8 protein-coding genes and 3 tRNA genes are annotated in these 15,431 nt (G+C 70.3%); 8 read left to right on the top strand and 3 right to left on the bottom strand.

Translation table 11 applies throughout. The features are described from left to right. The first annotated feature begins 315 nt into the window (after nt 1-315). Nucleotides 316-3,924: a LamG domain-containing protein gene (locus ACFPIJ_RS62030; protein WP_380128937.1), complete on the top strand. Its 3,609-nt coding sequence runs from the start codon at nt 316-318 to the stop codon at nt 3,922-3,924. A gap of 127 nt (nt 3,925-4,051) precedes the next feature. Here ACFPIJ_RS62030 and ACFPIJ_RS62025 read toward each other — a convergent pair whose 3' ends face one another. The 3 genes from ACFPIJ_RS62025 to ACFPIJ_RS62015 all read right to left on the bottom strand — a co-directional run bounded on the left by ACFPIJ_RS62025 (nt 4,052) and on the right by ACFPIJ_RS62015 (nt 9,516). After that, complete coding sequence (locus ACFPIJ_RS62025; protein WP_380128936.1) at nt 4,052-7,027, bottom strand: AfsR/SARP family transcriptional regulator; 2,976 nt, start codon at nt 7,025-7,027, stop codon at nt 4,052-4,054. Between the two features lie 477 nt (nt 7,028-7,504). Further along, nucleotides 7,505-8,332 carry a polysaccharide deacetylase family protein gene (locus ACFPIJ_RS62020; protein ID WP_380128935.1) on the bottom strand — a complete coding sequence of 276 codons (828 nt, stop codon included), beginning with the start codon at nt 8,330-8,332 and terminating at the stop codon, nt 7,505-7,507. Between the two features lie 350 nt (nt 8,333-8,682). Next, on the bottom strand, nt 8,683-9,516 hold the full coding sequence (locus tag ACFPIJ_RS62015; RefSeq protein ID WP_380128934.1) for an LLM class F420-dependent oxidoreductase: 834 nt from the start codon (nt 9,514-9,516) through the stop codon (nt 8,683-8,685). Nucleotides 9,517-9,605: 89 nt separating this feature from the next. Between ACFPIJ_RS62015 and ACFPIJ_RS62010 the strand changes: the two genes are divergently transcribed. From ACFPIJ_RS62010 to ACFPIJ_RS61980, 7 genes are all read left to right on the top strand, one after another. Continuing rightward, the gene (locus ACFPIJ_RS62010) at nt 9,606-10,535 is read left to right on the top strand and encodes a LysR family transcriptional regulator (RefSeq protein ID WP_380128933.1); all 930 of its coding nucleotides are present in this window, start codon (nt 9,606-9,608) and stop codon (nt 10,533-10,535) included. A 151-nt stretch (nt 10,536-10,686) separates the two neighbouring features. Beyond that, nucleotides 10,687-11,016: a thioredoxin domain-containing protein gene (locus tag ACFPIJ_RS62005; RefSeq protein WP_380128931.1), complete on the top strand. Its 330-nt coding sequence runs from the start codon at nt 10,687-10,689 to the stop codon at nt 11,014-11,016. A 43-nt stretch (nt 11,017-11,059) separates the two neighbouring features. Then, nucleotides 11,060-12,565, top strand: a complete 1,506-nt coding sequence (locus tag ACFPIJ_RS62000) for an SMI1/KNR4 family protein (protein ID WP_380128930.1) — start codon at nt 11,060-11,062, stop codon at nt 12,563-12,565. Nucleotides 12,566-12,815: 250 nt separating this feature from the next. Beyond that, a tRNA-Tyr gene (locus ACFPIJ_RS61995) sits at nt 12,816-12,887 on the top strand. A gap of 3 nt (nt 12,888-12,890) precedes the next feature. Continuing rightward, nucleotides 12,891-12,963, top strand: a tRNA-Thr gene (locus ACFPIJ_RS61990). 59 nt (nt 12,964-13,022) lie between these two features. Continuing rightward, nucleotides 13,023-13,095 (top strand) — tRNA-OTHER (locus ACFPIJ_RS61985). A gap of 1 nt (nt 13,096) precedes the next feature. Next, the gene (locus ACFPIJ_RS61980; protein ID WP_380128929.1) at nt 13,097-15,391 is read left to right on the top strand and encodes a hypothetical protein; all 2,295 of its coding nucleotides are present in this window, start codon (nt 13,097-13,099) and stop codon (nt 15,389-15,391) included. Nucleotides 15,392-15,431: the final 40 nt, after the last annotated feature.

The raw sequence follows: 15,431 nt of genomic DNA, 5'->3' as shown, positions 1-15,431 counted from the left end.
GCGTCGCGAAACTCCCCGCGCCCCGATTCGCCGGCATTTCTTTGTCACGAAACAAGCACTTTGAGCCGTGATAGCCGATGAGTAGTCAACGAAGAGGCCGCTGGCCTATAAGGCGCCGGCCGCGCTTCGGCCGCAATTGACCCGGAAGCTGCCGCGATACGCGCATATCCGCCGTCGTGCTTGGTGAATGGTCCAGGCATTGCCGCCCGACGATCATCTGCCCTACGCTCAGCGGCATTTGACTTCTGCGAACGGGGGTTCACCGTGGCCGCGTCCCTATTCGGGCGTAATGCCCGCGTGCACATAATTGTCGTATTGACGCTTCTGGCGAGCTTGCTGGTTGCGGCCGGTTCGCCGCCGGCCCCGGCGTCGGCGGCACCGCCATGCGTCACCGGGCAGCCCGACGAGCGGACCGCCGCGGCGGCGGCGAAGGCCTGCGGGGGCCGGGTGGAGGTGCTGGCCGGGCGCAGCGAGTACACGCAGGTCTTCGCCAACCCCGACGGCTCGTCCACGTTCACCTCGTCGGCGGTGCCGGCCCGGGTGCACCGCGCGGACGGGTCGTGGGCACCGGTCGACACCAGCCTGCGCGCCCGGGTGGACGGCTCGCTGGCGCCCCTCGCGGCGGTGGCCGACGTGGTGTTCTCGGCCGGCGGCAAGGGCCCGTTCGTCACCTATCGCGGAGGCGGTTCGGTGCTGCAGCTGTCGCTGCCGGTGGTGCTGCCGAAGCCGGTGATCGACGGGGCGTCGGCGGTCTACCGCAACGTGCTGCCCGACATCGACCTGCGCGCGACAGCCACGGCGACCGGGTTCACGCACGTGCTGGTGGTGAAGACCGCGGCGGCCGCGGCGAACCCGGCCCTCGCAACCATCCGGTACGACGTCGGCGGCGACACGGTGGCCCGGCCGGCCGCCGGCGGGCGGGTGGCGTTCCGGGACAAGGCGGGCCGGACGATCGCGGTCACGTCGGAGGCAACCATGTGGGACTCCACGGTGAACCCCGGCGCGGGCGGTGCGGCCCAGGCCAGCGCAGCGGAGCTCACGGCGCTGCGGCAGACGCCGACGGCCGAGCTGGTGTCGACGGCGCACGGCCCCGGCGTGACGGCCCGCACCGCGCCCATCGCGGTCTCGGCCGATGCGGACGGTCACGGCATGCTCCTGCGGCCCGACGCGGCCCTGCTGCGCAGCTCCACCGCCGCGTTCCCGCTGTTCATCGATCCGCAGATCGGGCCGACGGACACCAGGTGGGCGTACTCGCGGTCCCTCGACGCCGACTACGGCCCGAACGACAAGGCGCGGGTCGGCTACAACCCGCCGGCATACGGCGGTGACGGCAAGCTGTACCGCGGCTTCTTCGAGTTCCCCACCACCTACGGCGGCCAGACCTACAAGGGCAAGCACATCCTGGCGGCGTCGTTCTCCATCGAGCTCTACCACTCGTACTCGTGCGTCGACACGCCCACGAGCCTGTTCCGCTCCGGCGGCATCAGCGTCGGCAACGGCGGGCGGATGAACTGGGCAACGCGGCCACTCGGGTCCGGCGTGCCCTACCTCGGCACGGCGCAGGGCCACGCGAACAAGGCAGGCGGCTGCGGCACCGGCCAGCCGGACATGCTCATGACGTTCGGCGGCAACGTCGCCATGCGCGACGACGTGCAGGGCGCCGCCAACGGCAACTGGGACACGTACACGGTGGGACTGTGCGCCTGCGACAGCAACGGCGCCAACGAGTCCGCCGGCGACCGGTGGAAGAAGTTCTACGTCGACTACCGCACCACCATGAGCGTCACCTACAACACGGTGCCGGGCACGCCGGCGAACCTCTCACCGCACCAGGGCCAGGTCGCCTGCGGCGGTATCGTCGGCACCAACTCGCCGACCCTGCAGGCCCAGTACGTGGACGCGGACGGCGCCGACAACCTCATCTCGAACTTCCAATGGCAGCAGCTGCCGTCCGGCGCCGTGACGAGCGTGCCCGGCCCGACCAAACCGGCCAACAACAACGGCGCCGTGACGGTCGCCCTCGGCAGTGCCGCCGAAGGCAAGGAGTACCAGTTCCGGGTGCAGACCGCCGACGGCACCGACATATCACCCTGGTCGCCGTGGTGCACGTTCAAGGTCGACACGACGGCGCCGCCCGCTCCGGTGGTGACCCCGACGGCCTCGGGAACGGCACCCGTGTACGCCGGCTGCGATCCGGGCAACATCGGCGCCTGCACGCCGCGAGGGGGGCCGGGCGTTGCGGGCGGGTTCAAGTTCGGCGAGCCCGCGGGGCCCGCGGGGCAGGACGTCGTCAAGTACGTCTACGGCTGGGACGCACCGTCGACCAACGTGACCGTGACGGCGGGCGCCACCACGCCGACCATCATGCTGACCCCGCCGCACTACGGCATCAACAAGCTGACCGTCTACAGCGTCGACGGCACCGGGCGGTCCAGCCCGACCACCGTCTACAACATCCTGGTCGCCGCGCCGTCGCCGGCGGTGGCGCACTGGCCCCTGGACAGCATCAACGGCCACGGCTTCACCGACAGCGTCTCCGGATCGTCGCTGACCACGACCGGCGTGAACTGGACGCCCGACGCCCGGTACATCGGCGTGAACGCTGCGACGTTCACCGGTTCCACCAGTTCGGCTACCCAGCTGGTGCCCGCCTTGGACACCTCCGGGTCGTTCAGCATCGCTGTGTGGGTCCGGACGGCGCCGCCCTGGTGCACGACGAACAACTACAACATCATGTCGATGGACGAGAGCAACGTCGCCGCCGACAACCACGTCAGCGCGTTCTCGCTCAACTTCGACTGCCTGAACAAGCTGTATCGAATCCAGGTGGCCGACCAGAACCTGCCGGTGCCGGTGTACGCCGGCGTGCAAACGGCGAACAACACCGCCGTTCCGGGCCGATGGACGCTGCTGGTCGCCACCTACGACGACGCGCAGAACAAGATCAGCATGTGGATGGACGGCACGCTGGTCGGCACCACCAACCTGTGGTCATCGTGGGTGTCGGCGCACAATGCCGCCGGGCGCGCGACCGGCCCGGTTGTCCTGGGCCGCTGGCGCTGGGACGACCGGGACGGCGGCTACTTCCGTGGTGAGATCGCGGACGTCCGCGTCTGGAACCGGGCCTTGGTCACCGACGACATCATCGGCACGGACGCCAACCCGGCCGCCGGTGTCCCGGCCCAGCCCGGCCTCACCCGCCCCCTCGAAGTCGGCTCGTGGCAGTTCCCCGACGGCGAGTGCTACTGCGGCGACACCCCGGACGGCTCCGTGTTCGCCCGCAAGGCGACGCTCACCCCCAACTGGACCCTCGACCCGGCCTGGAGCGGTGACCCGCTGACGACGCCGGCGTGGCTCACCAACGACTCCCACGACGGCAATGGCGGCGTCCAGCTCGACGGCGTCTCCGGCTACGTCTCCACCCGGGACGACAAGGGCACATTGGCCACAGCCGACGACGTCGAGCGGCCCGTCCTTCGCACCGACCAGTCGATGACGTTCACCGCCTGGGCCAAGCTCGACACGATCACCAACATCGACCAGTTCGTGGTCAACCAGGGTCCGTTCCGCCTGTTCTTCCGCGGCTGGGACCACAGGTGGGGCGTCACAGTTCGCCAGCCCGACGGCTCCGGCGGGTACGTCAACATCGAGTCGAACGCCAACGTCGTCGCCACGACTGGGCAATGGGTACACCTCGCGGGCGTGTTCGACGCGGCGACGGGCGACGTGCAGCTCTATGTCAACGGCGTGCGGCAGAACTCGATTGGGCACGGCGCGATCGGCGAGGCGTCGGCGACCAGCCTCAGTATCGGCGGCCGGCCGAACTCGAGCCCCTTCCTCTTCGGTGGCGCCATCGACGACGTCCACGTGTATCAGGGCGTGCTCAGCAACCGGGAGATCGCGGCCAGCTACGCCGGCAACTGACCGTCCACGTCATCCAGCGCGGGCCCGCCACTACTGACGGCGGGCCCGCGCTGCGGCTCTCCGCGCTTCAGGCAGAAGCGTCGCTCGACGTTCTGCGCAGAGCTCGTAAACCTGAAATCTGGCGCATTCACATCGTTCGCTCTGTCACTTCATCAGGCAGCGAATCGACATCTGGGACGCCGAGTTCGGCGTAGATCGCCAGAGCTTGTTGCCGGTGCATCTGTGCGCCGGGATACCCCAGCGCACTCAGGCACCGACTGATTCCGCTGTGAGCGTGTGCCTTCGCCACGCGGTATTCAACGGTTGCCGTGATCTCAAGCGATTGACGGTAGTGGGCAAGCGAAACCTCGTAGTCATGGACGTCGCTGTGGATTGCGCCCAGAACGTTGTGTGTCTCGGCCAGATCCACCGGATCGGCGATGTCGTGGAGGATGGCGAGTGCCTCACGCGCGTGGTTCAGCGCCTCATAAGGCTGCCCGGATCTTCGAGTCGCCTCTGCGAGCCGGTGCAGATAATCAGCTTCAAAGCGCCGGTCCTCACCCTGTCGGGCAAGGTCTACGCTCTGGCGAAGCAGCCGGATCGCTCTGTCGTGCTCGCCCAGTCCGCTGTGGGCGGTGCCCCGTCGACTCAGAACAGCGCTGGCCTGCCGCAGGTTCGCGAATCCGTCGAGGGGGAGCGCCGCCCGATCCGCGGCGTCGATCGCCTCACGGTGGCGTCCCAGCCGACTCAGGGCATCCATGATCACCGTCAAGGCTGCTGCTTCACGCCACAGGTCGGCCTGGTCATGGTAAATCTCGAAACTGCGGGTGGCGTATGTGACGGCGTCGGCGAACGAGCCGATCAGGTAGCTCAGGTCAGCCTTGTGAATCAGTGATCGCGCGATGCCGTCGCGATCGCCCGAATGAGCGGCATTGGCTGTGCCTTGGTTGAGGAAGTCGAGTGCAAGCCGGTATTGGCCCAGCACCTTGTGCATCAAGGAGACGTCCAACAGGCAGGCGGACTTCACCACGGGCGGGGTCTCGGGCCCGCAAGCGGCCAGCGCAATCCTGAACACCTCGAGGCTCGCCGAGAGCTGACCGTTCTCATACAGGAGTGACCCCACATTGCGCGGGAGCTGCCAGCCGGCTTCGCCGGCCCGGTGCTGCGCCGCGAGCCGGGCGATGGCGAGAAGATTGGCATGTTCGGCGTTGACCCACGACCGAATTTCTGAAGTCTTCGTGAGTCGAGGGACGGCAGCCGGCCGATATCGAGGGCTTGCGCCGAGGCTGGGCCGCCCGGGTGCATCCAGTTCGGTGGCGATTTGAGTGACATGCAGGTAGTAGTCCAGCAGTCGGTCAAGTGCGGCCGATCGTTGCGATGCGGGCTCCTCAGCTTCGACGCTGGCCCGTGCGAAGTCGCGCACCAGGTCATGCAGACGGTACCGGCCAGGGAGGTGCGGTATCAGCAGATGCATGTCGCACAGGGCGTCGAGCAGGTTCTCGGCCTCGTCCACGGTCAGGCCGGCCAGCGCCGCCGCGGCGAAGACGTCGATGTCTGAGCCCGGGTGCACACCGAGCAAGCGGAACATGCGCTGCTCAGCATCGACAAGATGTTGATATGACAGGGAAAAGGCAGCGGTGACACCCCTGTCTTCCGACTGCAGCAACCTCGTCCTGCGATGGTCATCGGCAAGCCGCTCGACCAGATCAAACACTGTCCATTGTGGACGCGTGCGCAAGCGGGCTGCGGCAATGGATATCGCGAGTGGCAAATGGCCGCAAAGCTTGACCACTTCGATGACTGTGGTTGGTTCGGCCTCGCAGCGGTCCGGCCCGGCGACTGCCCGGAACAGGGCAACGGCATCGTCCGGGGGCAGCGTGTCCAGCGACAACACTTCCGCACTGTTCAGCCCGGTCAATCGGCGCCTGCTGGTAATCATGACGGCGCAGCTGGCTGAACCCGGCAACAGTGGCCTGACCTGGGCGGAATTCAACGCATTGTCGAGGACGAGCAGGATTCGCCTTCCGGCGAGCTCCCCCCGCCACACAGCGGCCCTCTCATCCAGGCTCTTCGGGATTCGAGCGTCGGGAACCCCGATGGCGCGCAGCAGCACATCCAGGGCCTCCTCAGCCGTCAACGGATCACGGCCGGCGGTGTGCCCATGCAGGTCTATGAACAGTTGGCCATCAGCGAAGCGCCCCGCGAACCGGTGTGCCGCGTGGACCGCTATGGTCGTCTTGCCGACCCCCGACATCCCGTCAATAGCCTGGATCACAGTCACGCCGCCACTGTCCGCAACGGACATCAGCCGGTCCAGTTCGGCGAGGCGGCCGGTAAAATGGCCGATGTCTCGGGGCAGGTAGTTGCGCTGGAGCGCCTCAGACCGGTGATTCAGCGCCGGATCAGCGGCGAGGATCCGCTGATACTGGCTTTGCAGCTCAGGACCTGGGTCCACGCCCAAGTCCTCCGCAATCGTGTGGCGAATCCGCTGGTAGCACACCAGCGACTCCGCGGCCCTCCCAGCGCGGTACAGCGCCAGCATCAGCAGGCCGGCCAGAGGCTCACACAACGGATATCGATCGAGTTCCGCGCTCAGCTCGTCGGCGACGACACCATGCGATCCCAGCTCCAGAGAGATCTCGGCCCAAGCGATGACTGCCGACAAGCGCCTTTCCTCGAGCTGTCCCGCGGCAGTCAATGCGGTCCTGCCCCCGACACCCGCGAGCGCGGGCCCGCGCCAGATCGCCAACCCTGCCCGCAATGTCTCGGCTGCGCGCATCAGATCGTGGCGGGCCCGGGCCGCATGCGCCTCGACCAGGCATCGGTCAAATCTCCCGGCGTCCACCTGCTCGACCGAGACCCGTAACACATACCCGGGGCCGACCGCCGCCAGCGCTGCGCCCACAGGTGTACGCCGCAACGCGGACACCGCATTTTGGACCTGCTTACGGGCTGTGACCGGAGGCTCACCATCCCACACGGCGTCCACGAGTTGACCCAACGTAACTACCCGGCCGGCGTTGAGCGCCAGAGTCGCAACGACACGCCGCTGCTTCGTCCCGCCAATCGTGACTTGACCGTCGCCATGCCGGACCTCGAGCGGCCCCAGGATTCCGAACTCCATGCCGCCTCCCACCCTCGTCAAGCTCCTGGCGAGTGTACGAGGAGCGGTCGGATCGCGAGGAGACCGATCGAGGACGAAACGATGACGGCACTGGTCACGATGGCACGTGCGAGCAAACTCCACGCCATACCCGGCATGGCTTTGCGACGCGCACCGAAGCCGCAGGAAACGGGGGCTCAGTTCGCCGGCGAGATCCGGCGAACTGGGCCAGGTTCTCGGGGCGCGAGGCAGGAAGCCATACGGAGCGAACTCGACGGGAATCGGGGTCGACGCTCCTGTCTCCCGATGGATGCCGGCGAGCGGCTGGACGGCTTGTCCAGCCGCGCCGCCGGTCTGCATGATGCGGTCAGGGGCGCTGTTGCGTCTGCTGATCGGCGGGCGCATTCGAGCGGGGCCCGGCTCGCCTGGCGGAAGAACCGGCGGGCTGCGGCGGCGTCGCGGTGGGCGGAGCGGCATGCAACAGAACCCGGCGGTCTCCTATCGCAAGGTTTGGGGCTCGCTGGTCGGCGCCGGGAGGGCGATCAGGGTGAACCGGCCGGCCAGGTCGGGCAGGATCGTTCGCAGCGCGGCGACCGTCTGCGGCCCCGCGCCGTCGTGCAGGAGCACGATCCCGCCGGGCTGAGTCTTCGTCAGCACGGTGTGGACGATCGACTGGACCCCCGGGCCGCTCCAGTCCCGCGGGTCGACGGTCCACGAGATCGACGTCATGCCCAGGCCGGCCGCGATGCTCACGATGTCGGGCGACCAGTTGCCGCCGGGGGCGCGGAAGTAGCCGATCACCGCGCCGGGTGCGACCGCCCGGATCGCGTCGTTGGTGCGTTGCATGTCGGATCTGATCTGATCGGGCGTACGGGTGCGCAGCCTCTCGTCGTGGCTCCACGAGTGGTTGCACAGGGTGTGCCCCTCGGCGACCATCCGCCGGACCATCTCGGCGCGCGCAGCGACCTGCCGGCCGACCATGCAGAAGGTGGCCTTGACGTGATGCTGGGCCAGCAGGTCCAGCACGGCGGGGGTGTCGTCCCACGGGCCGTCGTCGAAGGTCAGCGCGACCGCGTCCGACCCGGTCTTGCGCACCGTTCCAACCGGGCCGTCGCCGGTCGCGATGACCGGCGACGACGCGGACGGCGAGGCCATGGGGCTCGGCACGCTCGGTTGGACCGTCGGCTCCTGGTGCTCGGCGACCACCGGTGCCGCCGCGACCGGCGCGGCCGCAGGAGGCGCGGGCGGGCCACTGTTGCCGCGGCTGCCGCCGAGCGTCAGGGCCAGGATGGTCAACCCGAGTACGGCGATGCGGCGCAACGGCACGGAGGTACTCCAATTCGGTCCGGACCCGTCAGGGCTCGACAATGCTACGGAACAGACGGATACCGGAGCTCTTCGGTTGCCGAGGTTCCGGTCGGCGCGGCCGGAAACCTCGGCCGTCGTCACGCGCGGCCGAGGCCAGGAGGACCTCGGTGGTGACGCCGGCGCTTCCGCGCCCGCTACGGCGACGCCCGGCCGAGTGGCTCCGCCTCCACGACCCCGGCCCCGGCTGACGGCCGCGAAAGCCCTATCCGACGCCCGCGACGAGGGCGATCACGGCGAGGCCGAGCCCGCCTGCGGCGCCGACGATGCCGGCCGCGCGCTCGCGGACGGGTCGTGGATCAGCGCACGCATCATCGGGGTAGCCGCGCGTGGCGCTCCAGGAACGACTCGACGTCGTCCGGATCCTCCAGCGGCAACGGGTAGACGATCAGCCTGTCGACACCGAGGTCGGCGTAGCGGCGGGCGTCGTCGGCGGTCACCGGCGTCAGCGGCTGGAAATTGATCTCCAGCGGCCCGAGCCGGGCCGGGCGGTCGACCTCGCTGGCGGCCCTGGCCAACCCTGCCAGGTGACCGGCGAGGTCGTTGGGGGTGTCGCCGTTGCCCAACCAGGCATTGCCCCGGCTGACTGCCCGCCGGAACGCAGCCGGGCTGTGACCACCGACGACAATCTGCAGACCGATCGGTCGCGGATAGGCGTCGATCTGATCGAACGTCACATGCCGGCCGGCATAGGACGGCCGCGGCTGGGTCCACAACGCGTCCATCGCGTCGAGATACTCGTCAGTGCGGGAGCCTCGCTCGGACATCGGCACCCCCAACGCGGCCAGCTCGGGCTCGAGGTAACCCGCGCCGATGCCGAGCCGCAGCCGCCCACCGGAGAGCACGTCCAGGCTCGCGACCTGCTTGGCCAGGACGAGCGGGTTGCGCTGCGGCAGGATCACGATCCCGGTTCCCAGTTCCAGCACCGTGGTCACCGCCGCCACGTACGCCAGATGAATCAGCGGATCAAGGATGGGGTCGGTCGGTTCCATCGGCGCCAGCGGCACCCGAGGGCTGGGCAGCACAACGTGTTCACCGGCCCACCACGAGCGATACCCGAGATCCTCCGCCCGCCGTGCCAGCCGCACCGTTTCGGCCGGTCCGAGGGTCGCCTTGGCGTTCAGCCCTGCCACACCCAACTGCATGTGCCGTCACCTCCTACTGGAATCCGCAGACCTCATGCTCGGACAGCGCTGTCCGCCGGGTCCAAGACCTGTTCGTATAACCTTTGGCTATGGATGCGCACGTCCGGGATCTGCGGTACTTCGTCGCCGTCGCGGAGGAACTCAGCTTCACCAGGGCCGCCAGCGACCGGCTGTTCATCTCCCAACCAGCGTTGAGCAAGCAGATCCGCCAGCTGGAACGCTCCCTACGGACCACGCTCTTCGAGCGCCGCCACCGTTCGGTCACGCTGACAGCGGCGGGTGCGGCCCTGCTGCCGCGGGCCCGTCACATCCTCGAGCACTGGGACGACGCCCGTCGTGCGATCGCGGGCGCGCAGGACAGGATCCTGACTGTTGGCTTCCAGACCAGGATCAGCCGTGGCCTCATTCCCTCGGTCACCGCGGCGATGGAGCGGATGCTGCCTGGCTGGCAGCTACGGTTCCGCCAGATATCCTGGGCCGACCCCACCACCGGTCTCGGCGACGGCGAGGTCGACGTGGCCATCGCCTGGCTACCGGCCCCCGATGGCTATTCGACGAAGCTGATCCAGTCCGAGGACCGATGGGTGGCGTTGCCCGCCAACCACCGCCTGGCCGACCGCGAAAACGTGCCGTTCACCGATCTGGCAGGCGAGCCGTTCATCGCGCTCCCACCGACGGCCGGCGCCCTTCGCGACCACTGGCTGGCCACCGAGCAACGGGCGACCCCGGCCCGGGTGGTAGCGACCGCCGCGACCACCGACGAGTCGCTGGAAGCGGTCGCCTCAGGACTTGGCGTCGTGCTGCTGGCGGCCGGCAACGCCGCGATCTACCAGCGAGACGACATCGTCTGCCGCCCGGTCACCGGCCTGTCGGCCAGTCAGCTCGCCGTCGTCTGGCGGACCGGCGACGACCGTGAGGCGGTCCGCGTCTTCATCGACGCCAGTTGCCTGTGCAGCGCTGTCGCCAACGAGGTGGTGAAAGCGGTACCGATCCCGGCGGCGGATACGGCAACGGGCTAGCCGCACGCCTGCATCGCCCAGCGGCGAAGCCACCGACGAAGAGAACCGCACCGCCGGCGGTACGGTGATGTGCGGTGGGTTGCTCCTGCCGTCATGTCCGCCGACCGGAGCATCGGCCAGCGGGTGGCGCACGACAACGCAGGAGGTGGCGATGGGCGCCAGGTTCGCAGTCGAGTTGTTGCTGGTGCGACACTGTCCGAACGCTGACGCGGCCCGCCGTCTTCTCACCGAGAGCTTGGACGCCTTGGGGCTCGATGTGGCGGTGGTGGAGCGGGTCGGCGAATTTCCGTCGCCGACGATCGTGGTCGCGGGACGGGACGTAGTGACCGGCGACGTCCCAGCGTCGGGCGTCACAGCGTGCCGGTTGGATCTCCCGACCCGGTCCCAGATCGAGCTGGCCCTGCAGTCTGCGATGCAATCCGGAAACGTTGACACGGCAGCGCCGTCCTGCGGGGTGAACGCGCCGACCGGCACGCAGTAGATCGGTGTGCAACCGGTCGATCGGGGGCGATACGGTGCCGGCCATGATTGCTTCGGGGGAAGTCACCACGCCCGGCGGCGCCGCCTCGGACGCCCTGCGCGACGCCGCCCGCCTCGTGTCCGAGCACGGGCCGGCCGGCTGGCGCACGGCGACGCTGTCGGTCGATCTGGTCGCCCGCGGCCACGGCGGCGAGGGTGTGCGGTACTTCGCTGAGGACGGCACCGGCCTGTACAGCCCCGGGATGCGTCACGCGGCGATCGGCGCGCCGATGCTGGAGCTGTTCTCCCGGCTCGTCGAGGGCACCTCGTTCCGGCAGGTCGTGGTGCACCTGACGGTCGAGGCCGACGGCGAGTTCGACGCGGTGGCCCGGTTCGGGCTGCGCGAGTCGAGCGTCGGGCGCTCCTGGTCCGTGCAGTTGCGCGCCGGCCTGCCGCCGGAGACGCTCGACCCCGAGCCCGTCGTGCTGGATCCCACGTGCGCCGGCGATCCCGACCGGGCGGTCGCGCTGCTGCTGGAGCAGGCCAGCGGCGACCTTCCTCCGGGCGCGACCGAGGATGAGATCGCGGCCGCGGAGGCGAAGCTGGGCCACCGGCTGCCGCCGGACCTGCGGGCGTTGTTCGCGCTCGCCGACGGCGGCGGCACCTTCGACGGTTGGAACCGGTACCCGCTCGCCGAGGTCACCGGCATGTACGAGATCACCTCGACCCCGGCCGAAGGCACCTGGCCGGGCGGGTGGGACCGGGTCGTCCTCGACGCCGACCCGGCCGGCACGGTCCGCCGGGCCAGCGGCCACCCCGGCTGGATCCCGATCGCCGACGACGCCGGCGGCAACTTCCTCGCCGTCGACCTCGCCCCGGCCCGGCACGGCCGGCCGGGCCAGGTCATCAACGTCGGCGTCGACTGGAGCACCCGGCCCGGGTACGTCGCCGACTCGGTCACCGCACTGCTGGCCGGCCCGCCCCGCCGCGCCTACCCGCGGCCCGACCTGCGCCTGGAGCAGCGCGGCGGCGACATCGACCTCGACCCGCTGCGGCAACTGCCCGACGTGCAGGAACTGCGCCTGTACTACGGCACCGTGAACACCGCGGAGCTGACCGGGCTGCACCGGCTGCGGCTGCTGGCGATGACCGCCCCGGCGGACCTCACGCCGCTGGCGGCGCTGCCGTTGGAGCACCTCATGGTGAACGCGGCATCGGACCTGGCGCCGCTGGCCGGCCACCCGACGCTGCGATCACTGGCCCTGCTCGATGGCGCCACGCCGGGCGACCTGACCCCGCTGCGCACCGTCGCGCACCTGCACGGGCTGTCCCTCGCCCGTGCCGGCGTCGCCGACCTCGCCGTCCTGGCCGACCTGCCGGCCGTGCGGTACCTGGAGCTGACGTTCGAGCAGTGGCAGCAGCTGCGTCCGCTGCTGGACCGCCTCGACCTGCACGCGGCCACCCTCGCCGGCGACCCGACACCCCGGCAGGCCATCGCCTGGCGGGCCTTCTTCGACGCCGACCCGGCCGAGACCACCCGGCGCACCAGGTCTGCCCGCGGCCGCCTCTGACGCGGCGCCGGGCCACAGGTCACGGCACCGCCCGGTTCCTACAGGAGCCCGGCAGGCCGGCCGGACGGCACGGCGGCGCGGCAGCTGACCTCGGATCGGGCAATCCATGTGCCGCGCTGCCGGCCTGGCGCTGATCGGCGGTGCCGTGCCGCCAGGTGCGTCGCTGACCCGGCACACCCCGTCGCTGAGCGGCACGGGAGCGAAAACGGGACGACCGGGAAGCACCAGGCTTGTATGGTCGGGATCGCGACGACGTGGAGCTCGGCGGCAGAGCACCGGGCTGTAAACCCGGAGGGCGCGGGTGCAAGTCCCGCCGCGTCGGCCTCGACATGAAGCTCAATCAGCAGAGCACCGGGCTTGTTACCCGGAGGGTGCGGGTGCAACTCCCGCCATGTCGGCAGCGACGTGGAGCTCAGCCAGGAGAGCGCCGGCGCGGGTGCGAGGCCCGCCACGACGACAGCGTGTAGCTCAACGAGACAGAGCGCCGGGCTTGGACCCGGTGGGTGCGGGTGCGAGGCCCGCCACGCTGGCATGGCCACGAACACCGACCCCACCCCGGATCCGACCGGCGTCAACCTCGGCTACGCCGTGGACCAGCTGGCGCGGGCACTCGCCACCGCGGCGACGCACGAGGACGCTGACACGCGCCGCCGTGCCGACCGCCGCATGGAGCGGTGGGGCGCCGTGCTGCGCGGCGTCCTGGACGGGAAGCTGACGATCGGATCCCGCACACCGGTCAAGGACCTGCCGGCGTGGGTCACGCCGGATGTCGTCCGGGGTGGCTTCGCAACCGGGTCGGCGGCCGCCGGGGGCCCGTTGCTGCCGCACGAGCAGGCGCTCGCCACGAGGATGCGGGTTGCCGCCGACCGTGCGGAGTTGTTCCGCCACCACCTGAGCCCGCACGGCCTGAACGATCTGTGGGCGCTGCTGGATACCGGCGCGTACCGGGTGGACCTGCCGGAGGAGGCGGCCCTGCTCACCGTCGCGTGGCTGGTCCGGGCAGGTGACGGCGAGGCTGCGTCGGCCGTCGTGGAGGAGATCGCGCCGTTCGCCGGACGGCTGCGGTTCGCTCCGCAGCAGGTGGACTCCGCGCCGGCTGACCCGTCGATCATGTGGCGGAAGAGCGCGGGCGAGGTCCGGGAGGAGCTTGCCGCCCGCCGCCCCAACCCGCAGATCGAGGCGATGCGCGAGGCACTCACGGTCTGGAACCCGTTCGCCGACGAGCTGCTCACCCACTGGCTCGCCACCGTCGTCGACGGTCGGGTCGCCGAGCGGGTCGACGAGGCCTGGACGGCCCGTTCCCGCACGCTGCTGGCGCGCTACACCGCGCTCGCCGACCGGCACCAGCACTGCACGAAGCACCGCAACCGCAAGCAGAACCTCGCCATTCTGCGCACCGCCCTCGCCGAGCACCTCACCGGGCCCGGTCTCGCCCCGCGCACCCGGGGATTGCTGCAGCACGCGGTCGACAGCATGGTGCGCCGTCGTGGTGCGCCCGGCGCACCGGCGCACACCGTGCTGCGCGCCGGGCAGGCCACGATCGGCGCCCTGCCGACCCACCACGGGATCGCCCGGCTCGTCGTCGCGCGCCTGGCCGCCCTGCCGCAGCACATCGGGATCCGCGACGTCGACGCCGTCCTGCGGCCGGTCGAGGCCGGCGAGGCACCAGATGCGGCGATCCCGGTCGGGACAGCCGTCCCCGACGTGTTCGGCACCGCCGTGCTCCGCGCCACCGCCGGCACCGTCGAGGAACTCCTCAACGCCGGTGTCGTCCCGTCGGCCGAGGTCCTGGCCGCGCTCGTGCCGCAGCTGGCGGCGGCGAGCACCGCCGCCGCATACCGTGACCCGGCGCTGCAGCAGCTGATGACGGCGACCTACCGCGCCTTCCGCAACCGCAGGTCGCTGCTGCTGCTCAACCTCGAACACCAGGTGCGGCTGGAGGAACTGCCGTGGGTGCGGGCGGTGCAGGCCCACCGGCACGCCGACGCCGACACGCGTGGCGCCGCAGCCGGGGCCCTGCGCCGGCTCGGTGAGCTCACTCTGGACGCGTTTCCGGCGACCGCACTGCCGAACCCGCTGGTCCGTGAGCTCAGCGCGCTCGGGGCCGAGACCGGTCTGCGGCTGCCCTGGGTCGAGGAACTGGCAGCCGACATCTTCATGGGGACGTTCTCCGGCAAGTACCTCGCCGCCGCGCAGATCGCCGGTGGCCTGCTCGCCGGCAGCCTGTACGAGCGCTACTACGGGATCGACTACGCCGCCCTCATGGCTGTCGACGACGTCCGCACCGGAAGGTACAGCGCCCGGGCGTCGCCGACGTTCGACGCGCTGTGCGGGAAGCGGGCGCGGGCGGGCGGATCGACCGGTTCAGGCTCGGTCGCCGCCAACGGCACGGTGATCGAGCAGGCGCAGATCCTCACCACCCACAACCTCGCCACCCTCGTCGGGCCGGCCGGGGTCCGTCCGGCCGGCGACTGGGCGACGCTGGCGTGGCGGGCGTTCGTGAAGGCGAAGACCCTCGCGGCGCAGGTGCCGGCGAGCCCGCGTCCGCTGCCGGTCGTCAAGGACATCGCGTACGCCTGGCGCCACCTCGTGTTCTACCTGTCGATGCCCGGAGCCGATCCCGCCGAGTTCGTCCGGACGGTGCGCAGCGACGCCGACGGCCTGCCGTTCCATGTGCAGATGCGGCTCCGGCCCGCGATCGGCGGCCTCGAGCACATCGTGGCCGGCGGGACGTTCCCCCCTGACGGCACGGCCGATCCGGACCGCCGGCGGCTGCTCGGCTGGTCGACCGGCGGCCACTGGATGCTGCCGCCACGGTCCGCCTGACCGCGGGTACACCGGAATTTCGACGGGAGCCGGCGGGGGC

It is taken from the genome of Dactylosporangium cerinum (assembly GCF_042653625.1).
GTDB classification, from domain to species: Bacteria; Actinomycetota; Actinomycetes; order Mycobacteriales; family Micromonosporaceae; genus Dactylosporangium; species Dactylosporangium cerinum.
The sequence above is the reverse complement of the archived record's forward strand: the minus strand, read 5'-3'. Positions and strand labels throughout refer to the sequence as shown.

What these genes read in the sequence shown, in the direction of transcription:
- ACFPIJ_RS62025 (WP_380128936.1), bottom strand. Translation starts at nt 7,027, where the DNA reads ATGGAGTTCGGAATCCTGGGGCCGCTCGAGGTCCGGCATGGCGACGGT.
- ACFPIJ_RS62015 (WP_380128934.1), bottom strand. Translation starts at nt 9,516, where the DNA reads ATGCAGTTGGGTGTGGCAGGGCTGAACGCCAAGGCGACCCTCGGACCG.
- ACFPIJ_RS62010 (WP_380128933.1), top strand. Translation starts at nt 9,606, where the DNA reads ATGGATGCGCACGTCCGGGATCTGCGGTACTTCGTCGCCGTCGCGGAG.
- ACFPIJ_RS62005 (WP_380128931.1), top strand. Translation starts at nt 10,687, where the DNA reads ATGGGCGCCAGGTTCGCAGTCGAGTTGTTGCTGGTGCGACACTGTCCG.
- ACFPIJ_RS62000 (WP_380128930.1), top strand. Translation starts at nt 11,060, where the DNA reads ATGATTGCTTCGGGGGAAGTCACCACGCCCGGCGGCGCCGCCTCGGAC.
- ACFPIJ_RS61980 (WP_380128929.1), top strand. Translation starts at nt 13,097, where the DNA reads ATGGCCACGAACACCGACCCCACCCCGGATCCGACCGGCGTCAACCTC.